This is a genomic window from Rhodococcus sp. 14-2470-1b (assembly GCF_002259415.1).
GTDB lineage: Bacteria > Actinomycetota > Actinomycetes > Mycobacteriales > Mycobacteriaceae > Rhodococcoides.
This window is the reverse complement of sequence record NZ_NPFY01000036.1, coordinates 54,132-71,504: the sequence shown is the minus strand read 5'-3', so window position 1 is coordinate 71,504 and position 17,373 is coordinate 54,132. Positions and strand designations below refer to the sequence as shown.

The window sequence follows — 17,373 nt, the reverse complement described above, 5'->3', positions numbered from 1 at the left end:
GAGATAGCAGACTGAGCGCGTGACCGACGACGCTGACACACCTTCGACCGCCGAACATTCACGCCTTGCCGAATCGCCCGGTGTGTCGGGCCCGTGGCGCCAGTGGGGCCCCTACCTGGCGGGACGACAGTGGGGGACAGTGCGTGAGGATTACTCGGCCGACGGCGATGCGTGGCAGTCGTTCCCCTTCGACCAGGCGCACGCCCGTGCGTACCGCTGGGGAGAGGACGGATTGGGCGGAATCAGCGACCGCTTCGGCTTTCTCAACTTCGCCTTCGCGTTGTGGAACCGCAAGGACCCGATTCTCAAGGAGCGGCTGTTCGGGCTGACCAACGGCGAGGGGAACCACGGCGAGGACGCCAAAGAGTACTGGTGGGTCGTCGACGGCACCCCGACCCACAGTTGGATGCAGTGGCTCTACCGTTACCCGCACGCCGAATATCCGTACCGGAAGTTGCGTGAGGCCAATGCAGCGCGCGGACGAGACGAACGCGAATACGAACTGTCCGATACCGGAATCCTGGACGACAACCGCTTTTTCGACGTCCAGGTGACGTACGCCAAGGCATCGCCGGACGACATGTGCATCGTCATCTCCATCACCAATCACGGACCCGAGGCGGCGTCGGTCGACTTGCTTCCTCATCTGTGGTTACGCAATACCTGGGCATGGGGCCGTGACGACAGGGCCGGAATGCTCAGGGCCGTCGAAGCGCCGGAACTGCAGGTCGGCGGTGTGAGTGCCGTCGAGGCCGAGCACGGATTCCTCGGCAAGTACTATCTGAGCGCCGGGGGCCACCCCGAAGTCCTGTTCTGCGACAACGAAACCAACGCGGCCGAACTGTGGGGTCAGGAGAACCGCTCCGCGTTCAGCAAGGACGGAATCGGCCGACGCGTCGTCGGTGGTGATGTGGAGGCAGTCAACCCCGAGAAGTTCGGCACGAAGTCGGCGTTCTGGTTCTCGTTCGACGATATCGCACCAGGTTCGATGGTGGAGGTCAAGCTCCGACTCTCGACGAGAATTCCCGACGAGCAGACATTCGGACGCGGATTCGACGCCGTCGTGGCGGACCGACGTGCCGAAGCGGACGAGTTCTACTCCAGTGTCATCGGACCCGAACTCGACGAGCAGGATCGGCATGTCGCGCGGCGCGCCTACGCGGGCCTGCTGTGGACCAAGCAGCTCTACCGATACGACGTCGAACAATGGCTCGAAGGCGACCGGGTGGGCGAGCCCGCACCGGAATCGCGTCGGGGTCCCGGCGGTCGCAACACCCATTGGCGTCACCTTGCTCTCGCCGACGTCATCTCGATGCCCGACGAGTGGGAGTACCCGTGGTTCGCCGCGTGGGATCTTGCGTTCCACACGATTCCGCTCGCGCACGTCGACCCGGATTTCGCGAAGGAACAACTCGTGCTCATGTGCCGCGAGTGGTCCATGCACCCCAACGGCCAACTGCCCGCCTACGAATGGGAATTCGGCGACGTCAACCCGCCGGTACACGCATGGGCAGCGTGGCACGTCTATCGGATCGACGGCTACCGGGACCGTGAGTTCCTGGTTCGCGTGTTCACCAAGTTGCTGCTGAACTTCGCCTGGTGGGTCAACCGCAAGGACTCCGAGGGATCGAACATCTTCGAGGGCGGGTTTCTCGGGATGGACAACATCGGGTTGTTCAACAGATCCGCACCCCTTCCGCCGGGGTTCCGGCTCGAGCAATCCGATGCCACCAGTTGGATGGCGTTCTACTGCCAGCAGATGTTCAAGATCGCGTTGGAGCTCGCGCGGCACGACAGTGCCTGGGACGACGTGGCGACCAAGTTCTTCGCGCATTTCCTGTCGATCGCCAAAGCCGTGAAATCGTTCGGATCGCAGCACATTTCGCTGTGGCACGAAGAAGACGGATTCTTCTACGACGTCCTCGTTCCACCCGAGGGTGACGCCGTTCCGCTGCGCGTGAGGTCGATGGTGGGCCTGCTGCCGATCCTGGGGGCGACGGAGATTCCGTCGTGGGTGGAGGACGAATGCCCGGACCTGACGGCGCGGCTCCGGTGGGTGCAGCGACGCAGGCCGGAGATGATCAGTCCTCTGCTTGCACGCAAGGACGGAAACGAAGTACGGGTGCTGCTCTCTCTCGTCGAACCGGAGCGTCTCAAGCGTGTGCTGGCCAGGATGTTCGATTCCGAGGAATTCCTGTCGCAGTTCGGCATACGTTCACTGTCTGCGTCCTACCGCGACGGGGTCACGTACGAGATCGACGGCCGGAGCCTGTCGATCGAATACGAGCCGGGGGAGTCCCGCACCGGGATGTTCGGTGGCAACTCGAACTGGCGCGGGCCCATCTGGTTCCCGGTCAACGTCCTGCTGGCGGACAAGTTGCGGGCGTACGGACGGCACTACGGCGACTCGTTCACCATCGAGATTCCCACCGGGTCGGGGAACCACTGCACCCTGACCGACGCCGCGGATCTCATCGACAACGGTCTGGCTGCTCTGTTCCGGCCCGTCGACGGGAAACGACCCGCCGACGGGGATCGCATCGAGTCCAGTGACGACCCTCTGTGGAGTGTGCACCCGACGTTCAACGAGTATTTCGACGGCGACACCGGGGAAGGGCTGGGAGCGTCCCACCAAACCGGCTGGACCGGATTGGTCGCGCACCTGCTGCGGCCCCGCCTTCCGCTGTGAGTGCTTGTGTAGGGCAGGGTGCGCATTTCCGCTCGCCTAGAGTGTGGGAATGAAGATCCGCGGCGCAGTTCTCGAGGAAATCGGACGACCACGGCCATTCGCCGAGTCGAAGCCCATCTCCATCTCCGAGCTGGATCTGGCTCCACCGGGTCCGGGGGAAGTGCTCGTGCGGATCGAAGCAGCCGGGCTCTGCCACTCGGACCTGTCCGTCGTCGACGGCAACCGAGTCCGACCGGTACCGATGCTGCTCGGCCACGAGGCCGCGGGCCGCGTCGAATCGGTCGGGGACGGTGTCGACGATCTGCCGGTCGGCACCCGAGTGGTCATGACGTTCCTGCCGCGGTGCGGAGAATGCGCAGGATGTCTGACGGACGGCCAGATGCCCTGCATTCCGGGCAGTGCCGCCAACAATGCCGGCACCCTGTTGGGCGGTGGAGCCAGGTTGGACCGAGCCGGTTCGGAGGTGAAACACCACCTCGGCGTTTCCGGTTTCGCTACCCACGCCGTCGTCAGTCGTAAATCTGTCGTCGCCGTCGACGACGACATTCCGGCCGACGTCGCGGCTGTGCTCGGGTGCGCGGTACTCACCGGTGGAGGAGCAGTGCTCAACGCCGGCCGGCCGCGGGCGGGACAATCGGTGATGGTGATCGGCCTCGGCGGCGTCGGAATGGCCTCGATCCTCACCGCTGTGTCGGTGGGGGCAGGCGAGGTGATCGGCGTCGACGGTGTGCCGGACAAATTGGATGTCGCCCGTGAACTCGGTGCAACACAGACGTTCTCGCCCGCAGAGCGAGAAGAACGCGGCGTCAAGGCGGACGTCGTGATCGAGGCGGCCGGCAACGCGCGTGCGTTCGAGGCCGCGGTAGCGGCGACGGCACCTGGCGGTACGACGGTCACCGTCGGACTACCCGCGCCCGACGCCCGGTCGTCGATTTCACCACTGGGTCTCGTCGCCGAGGCACGCACGATCATCGGCAGCTACCTGGGCTCGGCGGTGCCGTCGCGGGACATCCCGCTCTACGCCCAGATGTGGCGCGAGGGACGGCTTCCGGTGGAGAAACTCATCAGCTCGCGGATCGGCTTGGCCGACATCAACCGCGGAATGGACGAGTTGGCCGACGGCAAAGCCATCCGTCAGGTGATCACGTTCTGAACTGCGGTTGCCACCCACCGGCCGCCCCGACGGTCGATCTCGATGGGGTGATCGAAGCATGCGCTGATGTTGGCCGTGGTGATCACCTCGTCGACGGCCCCGCTCGCCGTGATTCGACCGTCCCGGATGAGAACGGCGTGCGTCGTCGACGTCGGGATCTCCTCCAGATGGTGAGTCACCAGAATGCTTGCGAGCGAGGGATGTTGGCGTCGCAAGCTGTCGACCGCGGTCAGAAGCTGTTCGCGTGCAGCGAGGTCGAGTCCGGTGGCGGGTTCGTCGAGCAGCAACAGTGCGGGGTCGGACAGTAGTGCGCGTGCAATGAGTGCGCGTCCTCGCTCGCCTTGAGACAGTGTGTACCACGGTGACGAGGATCGGTTCTCGACGCCGAGGGATTCGATCAGGCGCTGTGCGCGGGACCTCTCGTCGTCCGACGGCGACCATCGGGGAATCAGATCCGGAGTGTTCGTCAGCCCGGTGAGCACTGCCTCTACCAGCGTCAGCGACGGTTCGATGTTCAGACGCGGGTCGACGTGACCTATGTGCGTGCGGAGTTCGCGCATGTCCACCCGACCCAGTCGATGCCCGAGGACGTGGACGGTGCCGTTCGTGGGATGAACGAACGCCCCGAGAAGGCTCAACAACGTGCTTTTACCTGCGCCGTTCGCGCCGAGCAGTACCCAGTGCTCACCCTCGGCGATGCTGACGGACGCATCGCGCAGCAGGAAGCGACCGTTTCTGACCAGGTCGACGTGATCCGCTCGGAGAACGGCACCGGTTTCGTCACTCACCATCTGGACGCTAGCGCCGTCGGTCGGACCCGGTGTGATCGGCCCCGGGGTGTGATGTTTGACTCACCCAAGTCAGTGGAAAGTTGTATTAGTTGCCACCGAACAAGGGATCTCGATGACTCTCGCGATACTCGAACGATCACGCATCGTTGCCACCCCGGAATGGAGCCGCTGGCTCATCCCACCCGCAGCACTGTCGATCCATCTGGCGATCGGATCCGCATACGCGTGGAGCGTCTTCAAGAACGCCATCTCCGCGCCCACCGCCATGGATCTCAGCGGAACGGTCACGGCCATACCGTTTCAGCTCGCCATCGTCATGCTCGGTCTGTCCGCAGCCGTTTTCGGAACGAGGGTGGAGAAGAACGGGCCTCGGTGGGCGATGACCGTGTCTCTGATCTTCTTCGTGAGTGGACTGTTGCTGTCCGCCTTGGGAATGAGCCTCGACCAGTTCTGGCTCGTGATCTTCGGGTATGGGTTCGTCGGCGGCATCGGACTCGGCATCGGGTACATCTCACCGGTCTCGACGCTGATCAAATGGTTCCCGGACCGGCCAGGGATGGCGACGGGTATCGCGATCATGGGCTTCGGCGGCGGCGCTCTGATCGCATCACCGTTGACCACCCAGTTGCTCTCGGGCTTCGGTGGTTTCACCGATGCGTCGATCGCACAGACGTTCCTGGTACTGGCTGTCGGCTACGCCGTGTTCATGGCGCTGGGCGTCGTTTTGATTCGTGTGCCGGCCGACGACTGGAAACCCGCAGGCTGGAACCCCTCGGCGTCGTCTCCGTTGGTCGCGACACACAACGTGTCGGCGGCGAACGCGGTCAAAACGCCTCAGTTCTGGCTGCTGTGGATCGTGCTGTGTTTCAACGTGACCGCGGGAATCGGCATTCTGGAACGCGCGTCGGGGATTTACCAGGACTTCTTTCCCGACGCCACCTCCCCGGAGTCACTTGCGGCTGCTGCAGCCGGTTTCGTTGCCTTCCTGTCGCTGACCAACATGATCGGACGGTTCGTGTGGTCGTCTGTGTCCGACCTGGTCGGCCGCAAGAACATCTACCGCCTCTACCTCGGCGTCGGTGCGCTGCTGTATCTCTACATCGCACTGTTCACCAACTCCAACAAGGTTCTGTTTCTCGTCTCGGCGCTGCTCATTCTGTCCTTCTACGGCGCGGGATTCGCGACGATGCCCGCGTATCTGAAGGACATGTTCGGCACCTACCAGGTCGGCGCGATCCACGGTCGATTGCTGACGGCATGGTCGGTCGCCGGTGTCCTCGGTCCGCTGATCGTCAACGCCATCGCCGACGCCGGAGAGGACGGTCAGGTCGGCCGCTACCTACCGGCGTTCTACGTGATGATCGCCCTGCTCGCCATCGGATTCGTCGCGAACGAACTGATCAAGCCCGTGAATCCGAAGTACCACGAACCGGAGGTCGACGCATGAACCCGACACGTCAGCGCATCGTCATGATCGTGGCCTGGCTGTGGGTGACCGTGCCGTTCGTCTACGGGCTCTACGAGCTGATCCTCAAAGCCAAGAATCTCTTCGGCAGCTGATTGGTCTGCGTTCGCGGGTCGTCAGTAGGCTTCACTCGACGAATTGTGTCGATGAGAAGAGAGTGGAGCAGACGTGAGTTCAGAAGCACCTATCCGGGTCGGCGTACTGGGTGCCCGCGGCAAGGTGGGCCAGGCGATCTGTGCCGCCGTCGAGGCCGCGGCGGACCTCGAACTGGTCGCAACCGTCGACGCCGGTGACCCGCTCTCGCTGTTCGTCGACTCGTCCACCCAGGTTGTCGTCGACTTCACTCATCCCGACGTCGTCATGCCCAATCTGCAGTTTCTCGTGGAGAACGGAATCCACGCCGTTGTCGGCACCACCGGGTTCGACGAGGAACGGCTCGCGTCGGTGACGGAGTGGCTGGGGTCCTCGCCTCGGACCGGTGTGCTGATCGCGCCCAACTTCGCCATCGGTGCAGTCCTCACCATGCGCTTCGCGGAGCAGGCTGCACGCTTCTTCGATTCGGTCGAGGTCATCGAGCTGCACCACCCGAACAAAGCCGACGCCCCCTCGGGGACCGCCTACCGCACTGCCGAACTCATCGCGAAAGCACGCGCGACGGCAGGCATCCCGAAGAGCCCCGATGCCACGACGGTGGAGTTCGACGGTGCCCGCGGCGCCGAGGTGGACGGAGTTCGCGTTCACTCGATCAGGCTGGCAGGTCTGGTCGCGCATCAGGAAGTTCTGCTCGGCACGCTCGGGGAGACACTGACGATCCGTCACGATTCGCTCGATCGCACGTCGTTCGCACCAGGCGTCCTGCTGGGGGTCCGCGAGATCGCCGGACGGCCGGGGCTGACCGTCGGACTCGATTCCTTCCTCGATCTGTAAGACCATGAACAAAGCGACGAAAGTCCTGCTGACCATCGGTGTGATGGTGCTGATCCTCGGGTTCTACTTCTACCTTCTCGGAACCCGCGGAATCTCCCTCGTCCAGACGGGCGGACCGGTCAACATCGGGCTCGGCATCGGAGTGCTCCTCCTCCCGATCATCGGCGTCTGGATCGTCGGGGCCACCCTCAAAGCGGGATTCGACCATCAGCACCTGGCGCAACGTGTCGACGACGAGGGTCTCGAACTGGACGTGACGGACCTGCCGCGCATGCCCTCGGGCAGGATCTCCCGGGAGGCAGCGGACGAGCTGTTCCAGACGATCAAGGCCGAATGGGAAAAGGACCCGGACAACTGGCGTAATTCCTACCGACTGGCGAGGGCGTACGACTACGCGGGGGACCGAGGTCGGGCACGCGAGACCATGAAGCGAGCCGTCGCGCTCGAGCGCCAGGAATCCTCGTCATGACGGCGACCCCGAACTGATGGCAACTCTCCTCGTCGTGCACCACACGCCGTCGCCGCCGACGCGGGAGCTGCTCGAGGCCGTCCTCGCCGGTGCAGCCGACCCCGCTATCGAGAATGTCACCACCCGGGTCGTCCCCGCGTTGGCAGCAACAGTGCCGGATGTTCTCGCAGCCGACGGATTCCTGTTCGGAACACCGGCGAATCTGGGATACATGTCGGGGGCGCTCAAACACTTCTTCGACACCGCCTACTACCCGTGCCTGGGCGCAGTTGCCGGTCGGCCCTACGGGTTGTGGGTCCACGGCAACAACGACACAGTCGGTGCCACTTCCGCCGTCGAGAAGATCGCGACCGGATGGAGTCTGGACGGGGTCACCCAATCGCTTCAGCTCACCTCGGTGGACAGAACTGCACGGGAGAAGTGTTACGAACTCGGCGCAACGCTGGCCGCGACTCTGATGAACTGACTGGGTCCATCGCCTAGTCTGGCACGCGTGACCGGTGACCGATATGCGAGGTTCCTGCCCGAGAAGTATCGGCCGAACGAACAGCCGGTCTCGACGAGATGGCAGTGGCGCGACGCCGATGTTCACATCGTCCGTGCCGGCGACGCGCACGCGCCGCTGAAGGTACTCGCCGTCCACGGCGCGGGCGGACATTCCGGTGCGCTGTGGCCGTTCGCGGCGCTGGCGGCAACCCGGGGCGCGGAAGTGTTGTTTCCCGACTTGCCGTTGTACGGCCGCACCGCAGTCCCGGATCCGGGAAGCATCACGTACGAGGACTGGATCGACATGATGTGCGATCTCGTCCTGGCGGAACGACGACGAGATCCGAGGCCGCTGGTGCTGTTCGGCGCCAGCATGGGCGGAATGCTGGCCTACGAGGTCGCCGCGCGTACCGGCGAGGTCGCCGATGTCGTCGCGACGTGTCTGCTCGATCCGTCCGACCCACAGGCGCGTTCGGCGGCAGCGCGGTTCGGTTTCCTCGGCGGACCGTCACCGGCGCTGCTGAAGCTCGGCGCTCGGCTGTCCCGCCGTACGAGGCTACCGATCCGATGGTTGATCGACATCGACAACATGAGCGCCGATCCGGAGTTGTCGGCGCTGTGCGCATCCGATCCGTTGGGTGGGGGAGTGTCGGTACCCCTCGGCTTTCTGAGCAGCTTCTTCTCGTTCGAGCACACGCAGCCGCAGACGTACCGCGGTCCCCGGGTGACACTGGTCCATCCCGTCGAGGATCGGTGGACTCCGCCGGAGATCAGCGTTCGATTCCTCGAGCGCATCGCGGCCGACACGACTTTGGTGTACCTCGAAGGGTGTGGGCACTTTCCGATCGAGGAACCAGGCCTGTCGCAGCTCGTGTCGACGATGGAGGACCTCGCCCGGACACACGGCTGGCAGAGCTGACCGATCTGTCGGACCTTCGTGGCAGGGTGGGGCCATGCGCGAGATGAGTGCCGCGATGGCGAAGCGTACGGCCCTGGCGGCTCAAGGTCTAGCGTCCCCCCATCGTGTGACGGAGCGGGGCGCGTCGTCGAGGGCGGTGCACAAGGTCATCGAACGAAATCGGTTACTGCAGATCGATTCGGTGTCCGTGCTCGTTCGTGCCCACTACGCGCCACTGTTCAGTCGGGTCGGAAAGTACGACCGATCGGTGCTCGACGCCGCAGCGTGGACCGACACCGCGCGCACGCCGCGCAGGCTCGTCGAGTACTGGGCGCACGAGGCCGCCCTGGTGCCGGTCGAGGACTGGCCACTGTTTCGCTGGCGCACCGAGCTGTACGCGCACGGGCGTTGGGGTGGTGCATACACCGTTCTGGAGCGTAATCCGTCTCTGTCGCAGGACATCCTGGATGTCTTGCGAGATGCGGGTCCGTCGAGCGCCGGGGACATCGAGCGAGTCCTCGACTCTCCGCGTCTCGGTCGAAAAGGCCCGTGGTGGGACCGCAGTGACGTGAAGGTGGTCGTCGAGCAACTGTTCGCTGCGGGTGTTGTGTCGGTCGCCACCCGCAGCGGATTCGTCCGGCGATATGACCTGGTCGAGCGTGTCGTACCCGAACATGTTGCAGCGCAGGTGGTGTCGGAACCCGATGCGGTACGGCAGTTGGTCGCACAGTCGGCGTCGGCGCTCGGGATCGGAACGGAGCCCGATCTCCGTGACTACTATCGCTTGTCGCAGAAGCAGACGAAGGCCGCCATTGTCGATCTCGTCGAGGACGGCACACTGGAACCTGTCGCGGTCCGGGGCTGGGGAGCGACAGCATTCCTCCACGCCGGTGCCAGAACCCCCAGAGCGGCAACAGGATCGGCGCTTCTGTGCCCGTTCGACCCGATGATCTTCTTTCGTCCCCGCGTCGAGCGGATCTTCGATTTCCACTACCGCATCGAGATCTACACACCCCAGCACAAGCGAGTGCACGGGTATTACGTGTTCCCGTTCCTGATGGACGGGGACCTCGTGGCCAGGGTCGACCTGAAGGGCGACCGTGCGGCGTCGCAACTGCAGGTCCTCGGAGCGTTCGTCGAAGGGGACCGCGATCCCGGACCCATCGCCGATCGCCTCGTTCCGCACTTGCGGGAGATGGCCGAATGGCTCGAACTCGAGTCGGTGGTGGTCGGTGAACGCGGGGACCTCGTGGGTGCACTGTCCCGCGCGCTCTGAGACGAGGATCAGTGCTTCGGCCTGCGAGACGGGCGTATCGGTGCCACTATCTCCACTGTGACGACGTCGGCCACCGCGCCCAAGAGTGAACTCCCTCCGCAGGTCGTGGTGCTCTTCGGTGCCACCGGTGATCTGTCCAAACGCAAGTTGCTGTCCGGAATGATGCACCTGGCGCTGTCCGATCTCGCCCCGCGCATCCGCGTCGTCGGGACCTCGCTCGAGGAGATGTCCAGCGACGAGTTCCGGCAGATGGCGCTCGAAGCGATCGACGAGTTCTCCAGCCGGAAAGTGTCGGACGAGCAGTGGCGGCAATTCGCCGGAAAGCTCAGTTACGTATCCCAGAAGGCGGGGCCGGCGGCGCTTGCCGAAGCTGTTGCCCGCGCCGAGATGGAACTCGGACCGGGGACTCGGAAGCTGCACTACCTGTCCGTGCCACCGAAGGCCGCGCTGGCCGTCGTCGAGATGCTCGGCGCAGCAGGGTTGGTCAAGGGGTCTCGCATCATCATGGAGAAACCCTTCGGTACCGACCTGGCCAGTGCCATCGAACTGAACGCTACCGTGCACGAGACCTTCGACGAGGACCAGATCTTCCGGATCGATCACTTCCTGGGAAAGGAACCGGCGCAGAACATTCTGGCGTTCAGATTCGCGAACGGCTTGTTCGAACCTATCTGGAATCGCAACTTCATCGACCACATCCAGATCGACATCCCGGAGAAGCTGGCGCTCGACGGACGCGCGAACTTCTACGAGTCGACGGGCGCCTTCAAGGACATGGTGGTCACGCACCTGTTCCAAGTCCTCGCATTCATGGCGATGGAACCTCCGACGGCGCTCGAACCACGCGCGATCGGTGAAGAGAAGAACAAGGTGTTCCGGTCGATGAAGCTGCTCGATCCCCGCAAGGTAGTTCGCGGACAGTACGCGGGGTATCTGACCGAACCCGGAGTGTCGCCGGATTCCGACACCGACACGTTCGTAGCGCTGCAGTGCGAGATCGACAACTGGCGTTGGGCCGGAGTGCCGTTCTACCTACGGACGGGCAAACGCATGGCGGAAGGCCAGCGCATCATCTCGATCGCGTTCCGCGAGCCACCGAAAAGTATGTTCCCTGCCGGTTCCGGCGTCGGCGCCCACGGTCCCGACCACCTCACGTTCGACCTGGCCGACGCCTCGAAAGTGTCCCTGTCGTTCTATGGCAAACGCCCGGGCCCCGGCATGCGTCTGGACAAGCTGAGCATGCAGTTCGCGATCGGCGAGACCGAACGCGTCGGCGACGTTCTCGAAGCTTACGAGCGGCTGATACTCGACGCCATGCACGGCGATCACACGCTGTTCACCACGGCCGAAGGTATCGAACGACTGTGGGAGGTCTCCGCGCCGCTGCTTGCGGATCCGCCCCCGGTTCGTCAGTACACACCGGGGTCGTGGGGGCCCAATGCAATCCACCAGTTGATCGCACCCAACGCCTGGCGGCTGCCCTTCGAACGAGCGTGGCGCGAACGACCGTGAATCAGAAGGGGCGGTCCTTGCGCATCTGATCGCGCAACGCTCCCTGAACTGCCTGAGAAAGCCACGAGTTGAGCGACACGCCGTTCATCGATGCGGCCTCTTCTGCGCGTTCCTTCACCTGCTCGACCACTCTCAGCGTCACCCGGCGCATCTCGCCGGTGACATCGTCCATCGTCGGATAGTCCTCGGCGGCGGCCCGATCGTCCGGTGTGCCGGAGTCGGGTGCCGCGGTGACATCGGCTACGGCCTCCGTACCGGCGATGCGCACATGCACCGACGGACCGTTCAGCTGTGCGGTGACCTCGTCGGCGAAGTCAGACAGTGCCTGCAGCAACATGAGCCTGGCCGACGCCTGCGCCGCGGATCCGAGCGCTTCGGCGGTCTTCCTGGTGTGTTCGTCGCCGAGCGCTGCCGCGGCAAGTAGATCGGCTCGGAGGGACGAGGTGTACGTGTCGAGTTCCATGACGCCAGTGTGGCGTCAGAAATGGCGTCATGCAAGGCGTCAGTATGGCGCATCGATAGTGTTCGGGTGTATCGGTGCAGCTCGAGCAAAGGAAAACCGACGTGTCGAAGACGGTGTCACTGAAGGTGCAATTGGTCGCGAAGACCGATTTCGTGCCACCGGAGGACATTCCGTGGGAAACGGACGCCGACGGGGGTCAAGCGCTCGCCGAGTTCGCAGGCCGGGCGTGCTACCAGAGCTGGTCCAAGCCCAATCCTCGGACTGCGACCAACGCGTCCTACCTCCGGCATCTGCTCGATGTCGGCCACCTCTCCGTACTCGAGCACGCGTCGGTGAGCTTCTACATCACCGGTATCTCGCGCTCGTGTACCCACGAGCTGATCCGTCACAGGCACTTCTCCTACTCCCAGCTGTCGCAGAGATTCGTACCCGAGCGTGAGGCCAAGGTGATCGTGCCTCCGGCCATCGACGGTGATCCCGAGTTGGAAGCGCTTTTCCTGGAGGCAACGGAACAGAGCCGGGCAGCATACGTCGAACTTCTCGGCGTACTCGAGCAGAAGTTGGACGGAGTGACCGGCGCTGCTCTACGTGGCAAGCAGGCTCGGCAGGCCGCACGTTCGGTACTTCCCAACGCCACCGAGACCAAGGTCGTCGTCACCGGCAACTATCGAGCCTGGCGGCACTTCGTGGCGATGCGCGCATCCGAGCACGCCGACGTCGAGATTCGGCGTGTCGCCGTGGAATGCCTGAGGCAACTGACCACCGTCGCACCGGACGTGTTCGGTGACTACGAGATCGCGATGCTGCCCGACGGCTCGGAAGTGGCGCACAGTCCGTTCGTCACCGAGGTGTGACGTCACGCCACGGAAGTGAACTCCCGTCCCACCGACAGGTGGGGCTCCGCGTACCGGGTAGCCTTTCTGACCATGACATACGGTGATGCCGCTCCTCGAGTACTGCCGGCGTTCGGCACGGTGCTCACCGCAATGGTGACGCCGTTCACGGCGGACGGAAAGCTCGATGTCGACGCCGGAGTCCGGTTGGCACACCACCTGGTGGAGCAAGGCCACGACGGCCTGGTTCTGGCCGGCACGACCGGAGAGTCGCCGACCACCACGGAGAACGAGAAGCTCGAACTGATGCGGGCCGTCATCGCCGCGGTGGGTCATCGTGCACGGATCATCGCCGGTGCCGGAAGCAACGACACGGCGCACAGCGTCCAACTGGCTCGCGACGCCGCGCGCGCAGGTGCGCACGGCCTGCTCGTCGTGACGCCGTACTACTCGCGCCCGCCTCAGGCCGGGCTCTACGCTCATTTCACCGCGGTCGCCGACGCGACCGACCTGCCCGTCATGCTGTACGACATTCCGCCCCGGTCCGTCGTGCCCATCGAGACAGACACGTTGCGCCGCCTGTCCGAGCACCCACGAATCATCGCGGTGAAGGACGCCAAGGGCGACCTGAACGCGGGCGCGGAGCTCATCGCGACCACCGGCTTGCAGTTCTACTCGGGCGATGACCCGCTCAACCTGCCGTGGCTGTCCGTCGGTGCCACCGGATTCGTCAGCGTCATCGGACATCTCGTTCCCGCACGCCTGCGGGAACTGCACTCCGCGTTCATGGTCGGCGACGTCGCCCGCGCCCGCGCCATCAACGCAAGCCTCATCCCCGTCATCCGATCGGTAGCGCGCCTCGGCGGCGTCACCGCATCCAAGGCCGGGCTACGCCTCATCGGACTCGACGTCGGTGATCCCAGACTTCCCCAGGTGCCACCGAGCATCGACCAAATCGAATTGCTCGCAGCAGATCTGCGGGCAGCAGGAGTCCTTGTATGAGTAGACCAGCACGTTCACGAGGCCGCGCAACCCGAAGCGCGGGCCCCCCTGCGGAACGGCCGGCGCAGCCTGCCAAGTCCGCGGCAAAACCAGTGGTGCAGAATTCCGCGCGCACACAGCGCCCGGACACCCGCCGTGAGGTCGATCCGACCGACCGCCTCGGGACGCCACCGAAGGCCCCGTTCAAAGGCCTCCGCATCGTCGCCCTCGGCGGAATCGGCGAGATCGGTCGCAACATGACCGTGTTCGAGCATCAGGGCAAACTCCTGATCATCGACTGCGGCGTCTTGTTCCCCGAGGACCAACAGCCAGGCGTCGACCTGATCCTGCCTGACTTCCGGCACATCGAGAACCGAATGGCCGACGTCGAGGCCGTCGTGCTCACCCACGGCCACGAAGACCACATCGGCGCGGTCCCGTTCCTGCTCCGGTTGCGGCCCGACCTGCCCGTCATCGGCTCCAAGTTCACGTTGGCCCTGGTCGCAGCCAAATGCCGCGAGCACCGTCTGCGCCCGAACCTCGTCGAGGTCATCGAAGGCCAGAAGACCAAGCACGGGCCCTTCGAATGCGAGTACTTCGCCGTCAACCACTCGATCCCCGACGCGCTCGCCATCGCGATCCGCACCGACGCTGGTCTCGCGCTGCACACCGGCGACATCAAGCTCGACCAGCTGCCGCTCGACGGACGGCTCACCGACCTCGCAGGCTTCTCCAGGCTGGGCGACGAGGGCGTCGACCTGTTCCTCGTGGACTCCACGAACGCCGAAGTGCCCGGATTCGTCACACCCGAGCGTGAGATCGGTGGCGTACTCGACACCGTCATCGGCAAGGCCAAGCAGCGAGTCATCGTCGCGTCGTTCGCCAGCCACGTGCACCGCATCCAGCAGGTCATCGACGTCGCCGAGCGATACAACCGTCGCGTCGCCTTCGTCGGTCGATCGATGGTCCGGAACATGCAGATCGCCCAGGACCTCGGCTACCTCCGGGTGCCCGACGGCCTGGAGGTGAACATCGACACCGCGGCGACGCTCCCCGACGATCGCCTGGTGTTGATCTCCACCGGTTCGCAGGGCGAGCCATTGTCGGCACTGTCGCGCATGGCCCGTGGGGAGCACCGTCAGATCAACGTCAAGGCCAACGATCTCGTCGTTCTCGCGTCGTCGCTGATTCCCGGAAACGAGAACTCCGTCTTCGCGGTCGTCAACGGCCTCGCCAAGCGCGGCGCTACCGTCGTGACCCAGCAGAACGCCAAGGTCCACGTCTCGGGCCACGCATCCGCGGGTGAGCTGCTCTACCTCTACAACGCAGTGCGCCCCACCAACGCGATGCCCGTACACGGCGAATGGCGACACCTGCGCGCCAACGCTGCACTCGCGAAAGCGACCGGTGTTGCCGAGGACCGTGTCGTTCTGGCCGAGGACGGCGTCGTCGTCGACATGGTCGACGGTCTGGCCCGCATCGTCGGTCAGGTGCCCGTCGGTCACGTCTACGTCGACGGCCTGTCCGTCGGGGACGTCGGCGATTCGACCCTGTCCGACCGCCTCGTGCTCGGTGAGGGTGGATTCATCGCCATCACCGTGGCCGTCGATTCGACGACCGGCCGTGCCATCACGACTCCCGAGGTGTCCGGTCGCGGCTTCTCCGACGACCCGGCTGCGCTCAAGGAAGCGGCCCAGCTCGTCGAAGCGGAACTGCAGCGACTGGCGTCCGACGGCGTCACCGACACCCACCGCATCGCGCAGGCTGTTCGCCGCGTGGTCGGTCGGTGGGTCGCCGACAAGTACCGTCGCAAGCCGATGATCGTCCCGACCGTCATGGCGGTCGGCCAGAAGTAGCGTCGTACGACACTTCGTACGATCTACTCCGGCGCTTGCTGGCTTGACGCGTCCACGCGTCAGGCCAGCAGCCGCCACAGGCCGATGAGGCCGATCACGACGATGGTGATCCGCAGCGCCCACGGCGACAACTTCCGGCCGTAGCGTGCGCCGACGGATCCGCCCACGAGAGATCCAGCTGCAATCAATCCGGCCGCGGCCCAACTGATGTCGTCGAACGCCACGATGGTGTAGGTGACCGCGGCGACGACGTTCACGATGAGCGACAGCAAGTTCTTGGCGGCATTCATGCGCTGCATGGAGTCCGGTAGAAGGACGCCCATGACGCCGATCAGCAGAATGCCCTGCGCTGCAGTGAAGTAGCCGCCGTAGATTCCCACCACGAACGTCCCGATGGTCAGCAGCGTCAACTTCGTTCGGCTGACGTGGTCCACCGCGACTCCCGCCGCCTCGGAACGCCGTCTGGCCCACCCCTGGATGCTCGGCTGAGCCACCACCAGAACGAGTGCGCCGATCAGCAGGACCGGAACGACCGCGCTGAACACCGACGGGGGCAGGTGAAGTAGCAGCCACGCACCGCCGAGCGCACCGAGGAACGACGCAGGCATCTGCCATCGCAGCCGCGACCACTGGCCCGAGAGCTCGCGACGATAGCCCCAGGTACCCGATACGCTCCCCGCCACCAGCCCGATCGCGTTCGACATCGTCGCCACGACGGGCGGGTAACCGAAAGCGACCAGAGTCGGGAACGTGATCAGCGTTCCCGATCCCACCACGGCGTTGATCGCACCTGCGCCGAATCCGGCAACGAGAATGACGAGAATTTCGGAGATCGGCACCGACCCGAGATTACGGTCCATGTCGTCCGCACAGCGCAGCGGGCACGTACGGTGGATCGATGTGACCCTTGCACAGCACGAACGCGCAGAACTGGTACTGAGTTTGACGGCAGCGGGGGAGTCCGCACCGACACTGTGCGGCGACTGGACCACGCGGGACCTCGCGGCCCATCTCGTTGTCCGCGAACGCCGGTTGGATGCGGCGCCGGGGATACTCCTCCCACTGTTCGACTCCTACACGCAGAAGGTGCAGAACGAGGTGGCGCGCCGGCCGTTCTCCGAACTCGTGGCGGAGGTCGCAGCCGGGCCGCCGGTGTGGTCGCCCTTCAAGGTCCTGGACCCCCTGATCAACGTCGGCGAGATGTTCGTTCACCACGAGGATGTTCGACGCGCCCAGTCCGGATGGTCTCCCAGGCTGCTGTCCGCCGATCTCCAGAATCGACTGTGGAGGCTCGCGACGGTCGTGGGACGCCTCGCGTATCGGCGGTCACCGGTAGGTGTCGTTCTCGAGACCCTCGATGGACGCTCGGTCACGGTGAAAAGAGCCGGGGGAGAACAGGTCGTGCTGGCGGGTCGGCCATCGGAGCTGCTGCTTCACGCGTTCGGGCGCAGTGAGGTCCACCTCGACAGGACCGGAAACGCGGCGTCGATCGAGGCTGTCGACGACCTGGATCGGAGTTTCTGACGGGCTGTTACTCGTGTTGCGGATGGTTTCGAAGGGGCCGTTGCGACTAA

Annotated in this window: 16 protein-coding genes; 13 read left to right on the top strand and 3 right to left on the bottom strand. The window is 64.7% G+C overall.

Translation table 11 applies throughout. From position 1 onward, the window contains the following. The first annotated feature begins 19 nt into the window (after nt 1-19). Nucleotides 20-2,689 (top strand): glucosidase, encoded by a 2,670-nt coding sequence (locus tag CH293_RS24945; protein ID WP_094721771.1) that lies wholly within the window; start codon nt 20-22, stop codon nt 2,687-2,689. A 49-nt stretch (nt 2,690-2,738) separates the two neighbouring features. Then, complete coding sequence (locus CH293_RS24940; RefSeq protein WP_094721770.1) at nt 2,739-3,842, top strand: alcohol dehydrogenase catalytic domain-containing protein; 1,104 nt, start codon at nt 2,739-2,741, stop codon at nt 3,840-3,842. On the opposite strand, the gene CH293_RS24935 is transcribed toward CH293_RS24940, so the two are convergent. Next, nucleotides 3,824-4,633 (bottom strand): ABC transporter ATP-binding protein, encoded by an 810-nt coding sequence (locus tag CH293_RS24935; protein WP_037142469.1) that lies wholly within the window; start codon nt 4,631-4,633, stop codon nt 3,824-3,826. The two genes, CH293_RS24940 and CH293_RS24935, sit on opposite strands and share 19 nt — an antisense overlap. A 112-nt stretch (nt 4,634-4,745) precedes the next feature. Here CH293_RS24935 and CH293_RS24930 point away from each other — a divergent pair, with 112 nt between their 5' ends. The 7 genes from CH293_RS24930 (at nt 4,746) to zwf (ending at nt 11,666) form a co-directional block, all read left to right on the top strand. Further along, nucleotides 4,746-6,080, top strand: coding sequence for an OFA family MFS transporter (locus CH293_RS24930; RefSeq protein WP_094721769.1), 1,335 nt, complete (start codon nt 4,746-4,748; stop codon nt 6,078-6,080). Between the two features lie 186 nt (nt 6,081-6,266). Beyond that, a complete protein-coding gene (gene dapB / locus CH293_RS24925) occupies nt 6,267-7,025 on the top strand; it encodes a 4-hydroxy-tetrahydrodipicolinate reductase (protein WP_217900786.1) in 759 nt (252 codons plus the stop codon). A gap of 4 nt (nt 7,026-7,029) precedes the next feature. After that, nucleotides 7,030-7,494: a hypothetical protein gene (locus tag CH293_RS24920; protein WP_020110224.1), complete on the top strand. Its 465-nt coding sequence runs from the start codon at nt 7,030-7,032 to the stop codon at nt 7,492-7,494. Between the two features lie 16 nt (nt 7,495-7,510). Further along, complete coding sequence (locus tag CH293_RS24915; protein ID WP_094721768.1) at nt 7,511-7,960, top strand: flavodoxin family protein; 450 nt, start codon at nt 7,511-7,513, stop codon at nt 7,958-7,960. Nucleotides 7,961-7,987: 27 nt separating this feature from the next. After that, nucleotides 7,988-8,899 (top strand): alpha/beta hydrolase, encoded by a 912-nt coding sequence (locus CH293_RS24910; RefSeq protein WP_094721767.1) that lies wholly within the window; start codon nt 7,988-7,990, stop codon nt 8,897-8,899. Between the two features lie 34 nt (nt 8,900-8,933). Beyond that, complete coding sequence (locus CH293_RS24905; RefSeq protein ID WP_094721766.1) at nt 8,934-10,154, top strand: winged helix-turn-helix domain-containing protein; 1,221 nt, start codon at nt 8,934-8,936, stop codon at nt 10,152-10,154. Between the two features lie 57 nt (nt 10,155-10,211). Beyond that, complete coding sequence (gene zwf, locus CH293_RS24900; RefSeq protein ID WP_019664132.1) at nt 10,212-11,666, top strand: glucose-6-phosphate dehydrogenase; 1,455 nt, start codon at nt 10,212-10,214, stop codon at nt 11,664-11,666. Between the two features lies 1 nt (nt 11,667). Here the strand turns inward: zwf and CH293_RS24895 are convergent, their stop codons facing one another. Then, nucleotides 11,668-12,129, bottom strand: a complete 462-nt coding sequence (locus CH293_RS24895; RefSeq protein ID WP_037142457.1) for a toxin-antitoxin system HicB family antitoxin — start codon at nt 12,127-12,129, stop codon at nt 11,668-11,670. A gap of 101 nt (nt 12,130-12,230) precedes the next feature. On the opposite strand from CH293_RS24895, the gene thyX reads away from it, so the two are divergent. The 3 genes from thyX to CH293_RS24880 all read left to right on the top strand — a co-directional run bounded on the left by thyX (nt 12,231) and on the right by CH293_RS24880 (nt 15,799). Next, on the top strand, nt 12,231-12,983 hold the full coding sequence (gene thyX, locus CH293_RS24890; protein ID WP_170945350.1) for an FAD-dependent thymidylate synthase: 753 nt from the start codon (nt 12,231-12,233) through the stop codon (nt 12,981-12,983). Between the two features lie 72 nt (nt 12,984-13,055). Continuing rightward, nucleotides 13,056-13,964, top strand: a complete 909-nt coding sequence (gene dapA, locus CH293_RS24885; protein WP_037113334.1) for a 4-hydroxy-tetrahydrodipicolinate synthase — start codon at nt 13,056-13,058, stop codon at nt 13,962-13,964. Beyond that, nucleotides 13,961-15,799, top strand: a complete 1,839-nt coding sequence (locus CH293_RS24880; RefSeq protein WP_230595701.1) for a ribonuclease J — start codon at nt 13,961-13,963, stop codon at nt 15,797-15,799. The genes dapA and CH293_RS24880 overlap by 4 nt, the downstream gene beginning before the upstream one ends. Before the next feature lie 59 nt (nt 15,800-15,858). On the opposite strand, the gene CH293_RS24875 is transcribed toward CH293_RS24880, so the two are convergent. Further along, nucleotides 15,859-16,638: a sulfite exporter TauE/SafE family protein gene (locus CH293_RS24875; RefSeq protein ID WP_037113336.1), complete on the bottom strand. Its 780-nt coding sequence runs from the start codon at nt 16,636-16,638 to the stop codon at nt 15,859-15,861. A gap of 61 nt (nt 16,639-16,699) precedes the next feature. Between CH293_RS24875 and CH293_RS24870 the strand changes: the two genes are divergently transcribed. After that, nucleotides 16,700-17,323: a TIGR03085 family metal-binding protein gene (locus CH293_RS24870; protein ID WP_037113337.1), complete on the top strand. Its 624-nt coding sequence runs from the start codon at nt 16,700-16,702 to the stop codon at nt 17,321-17,323. Nucleotides 17,324-17,373: the final 50 nt, after the last annotated feature.

Excerpts from the sequence above, each read along its gene's own strand:
- CH293_RS24880 (WP_230595701.1), top strand. The coding sequence starts at position 13,961 with ATGAGTAGACCAGCACGTTCACGAGGCCGCGCAACCCGAAGCGCGGGC.
- CH293_RS24915 (WP_094721768.1), top strand. The coding sequence starts at position 7,511 with ATGGCAACTCTCCTCGTCGTGCACCACACGCCGTCGCCGCCGACGCGG.
- CH293_RS24935 (WP_037142469.1), bottom strand. The coding sequence starts at position 4,633 with ATGGTGAGTGACGAAACCGGTGCCGTTCTCCGAGCGGATCACGTCGAC.
- dapA (WP_037113334.1), top strand. The coding sequence starts at position 13,056 with ATGACATACGGTGATGCCGCTCCTCGAGTACTGCCGGCGTTCGGCACG.
- CH293_RS24895 (WP_037142457.1), bottom strand. The coding sequence starts at position 12,129 with ATGGAACTCGACACGTACACCTCGTCCCTCCGAGCCGATCTACTTGCC.
- CH293_RS24920 (WP_020110224.1), top strand. The coding sequence starts at position 7,030 with ATGAACAAAGCGACGAAAGTCCTGCTGACCATCGGTGTGATGGTGCTG.
- CH293_RS24940 (WP_094721770.1), top strand. The coding sequence starts at position 2,739 with ATGAAGATCCGCGGCGCAGTTCTCGAGGAAATCGGACGACCACGGCCA.
- CH293_RS24905 (WP_094721766.1), top strand. The coding sequence starts at position 8,934 with ATGCGCGAGATGAGTGCCGCGATGGCGAAGCGTACGGCCCTGGCGGCT.
- CH293_RS24930 (WP_094721769.1), top strand. The coding sequence starts at position 4,746 with ATGACTCTCGCGATACTCGAACGATCACGCATCGTTGCCACCCCGGAA.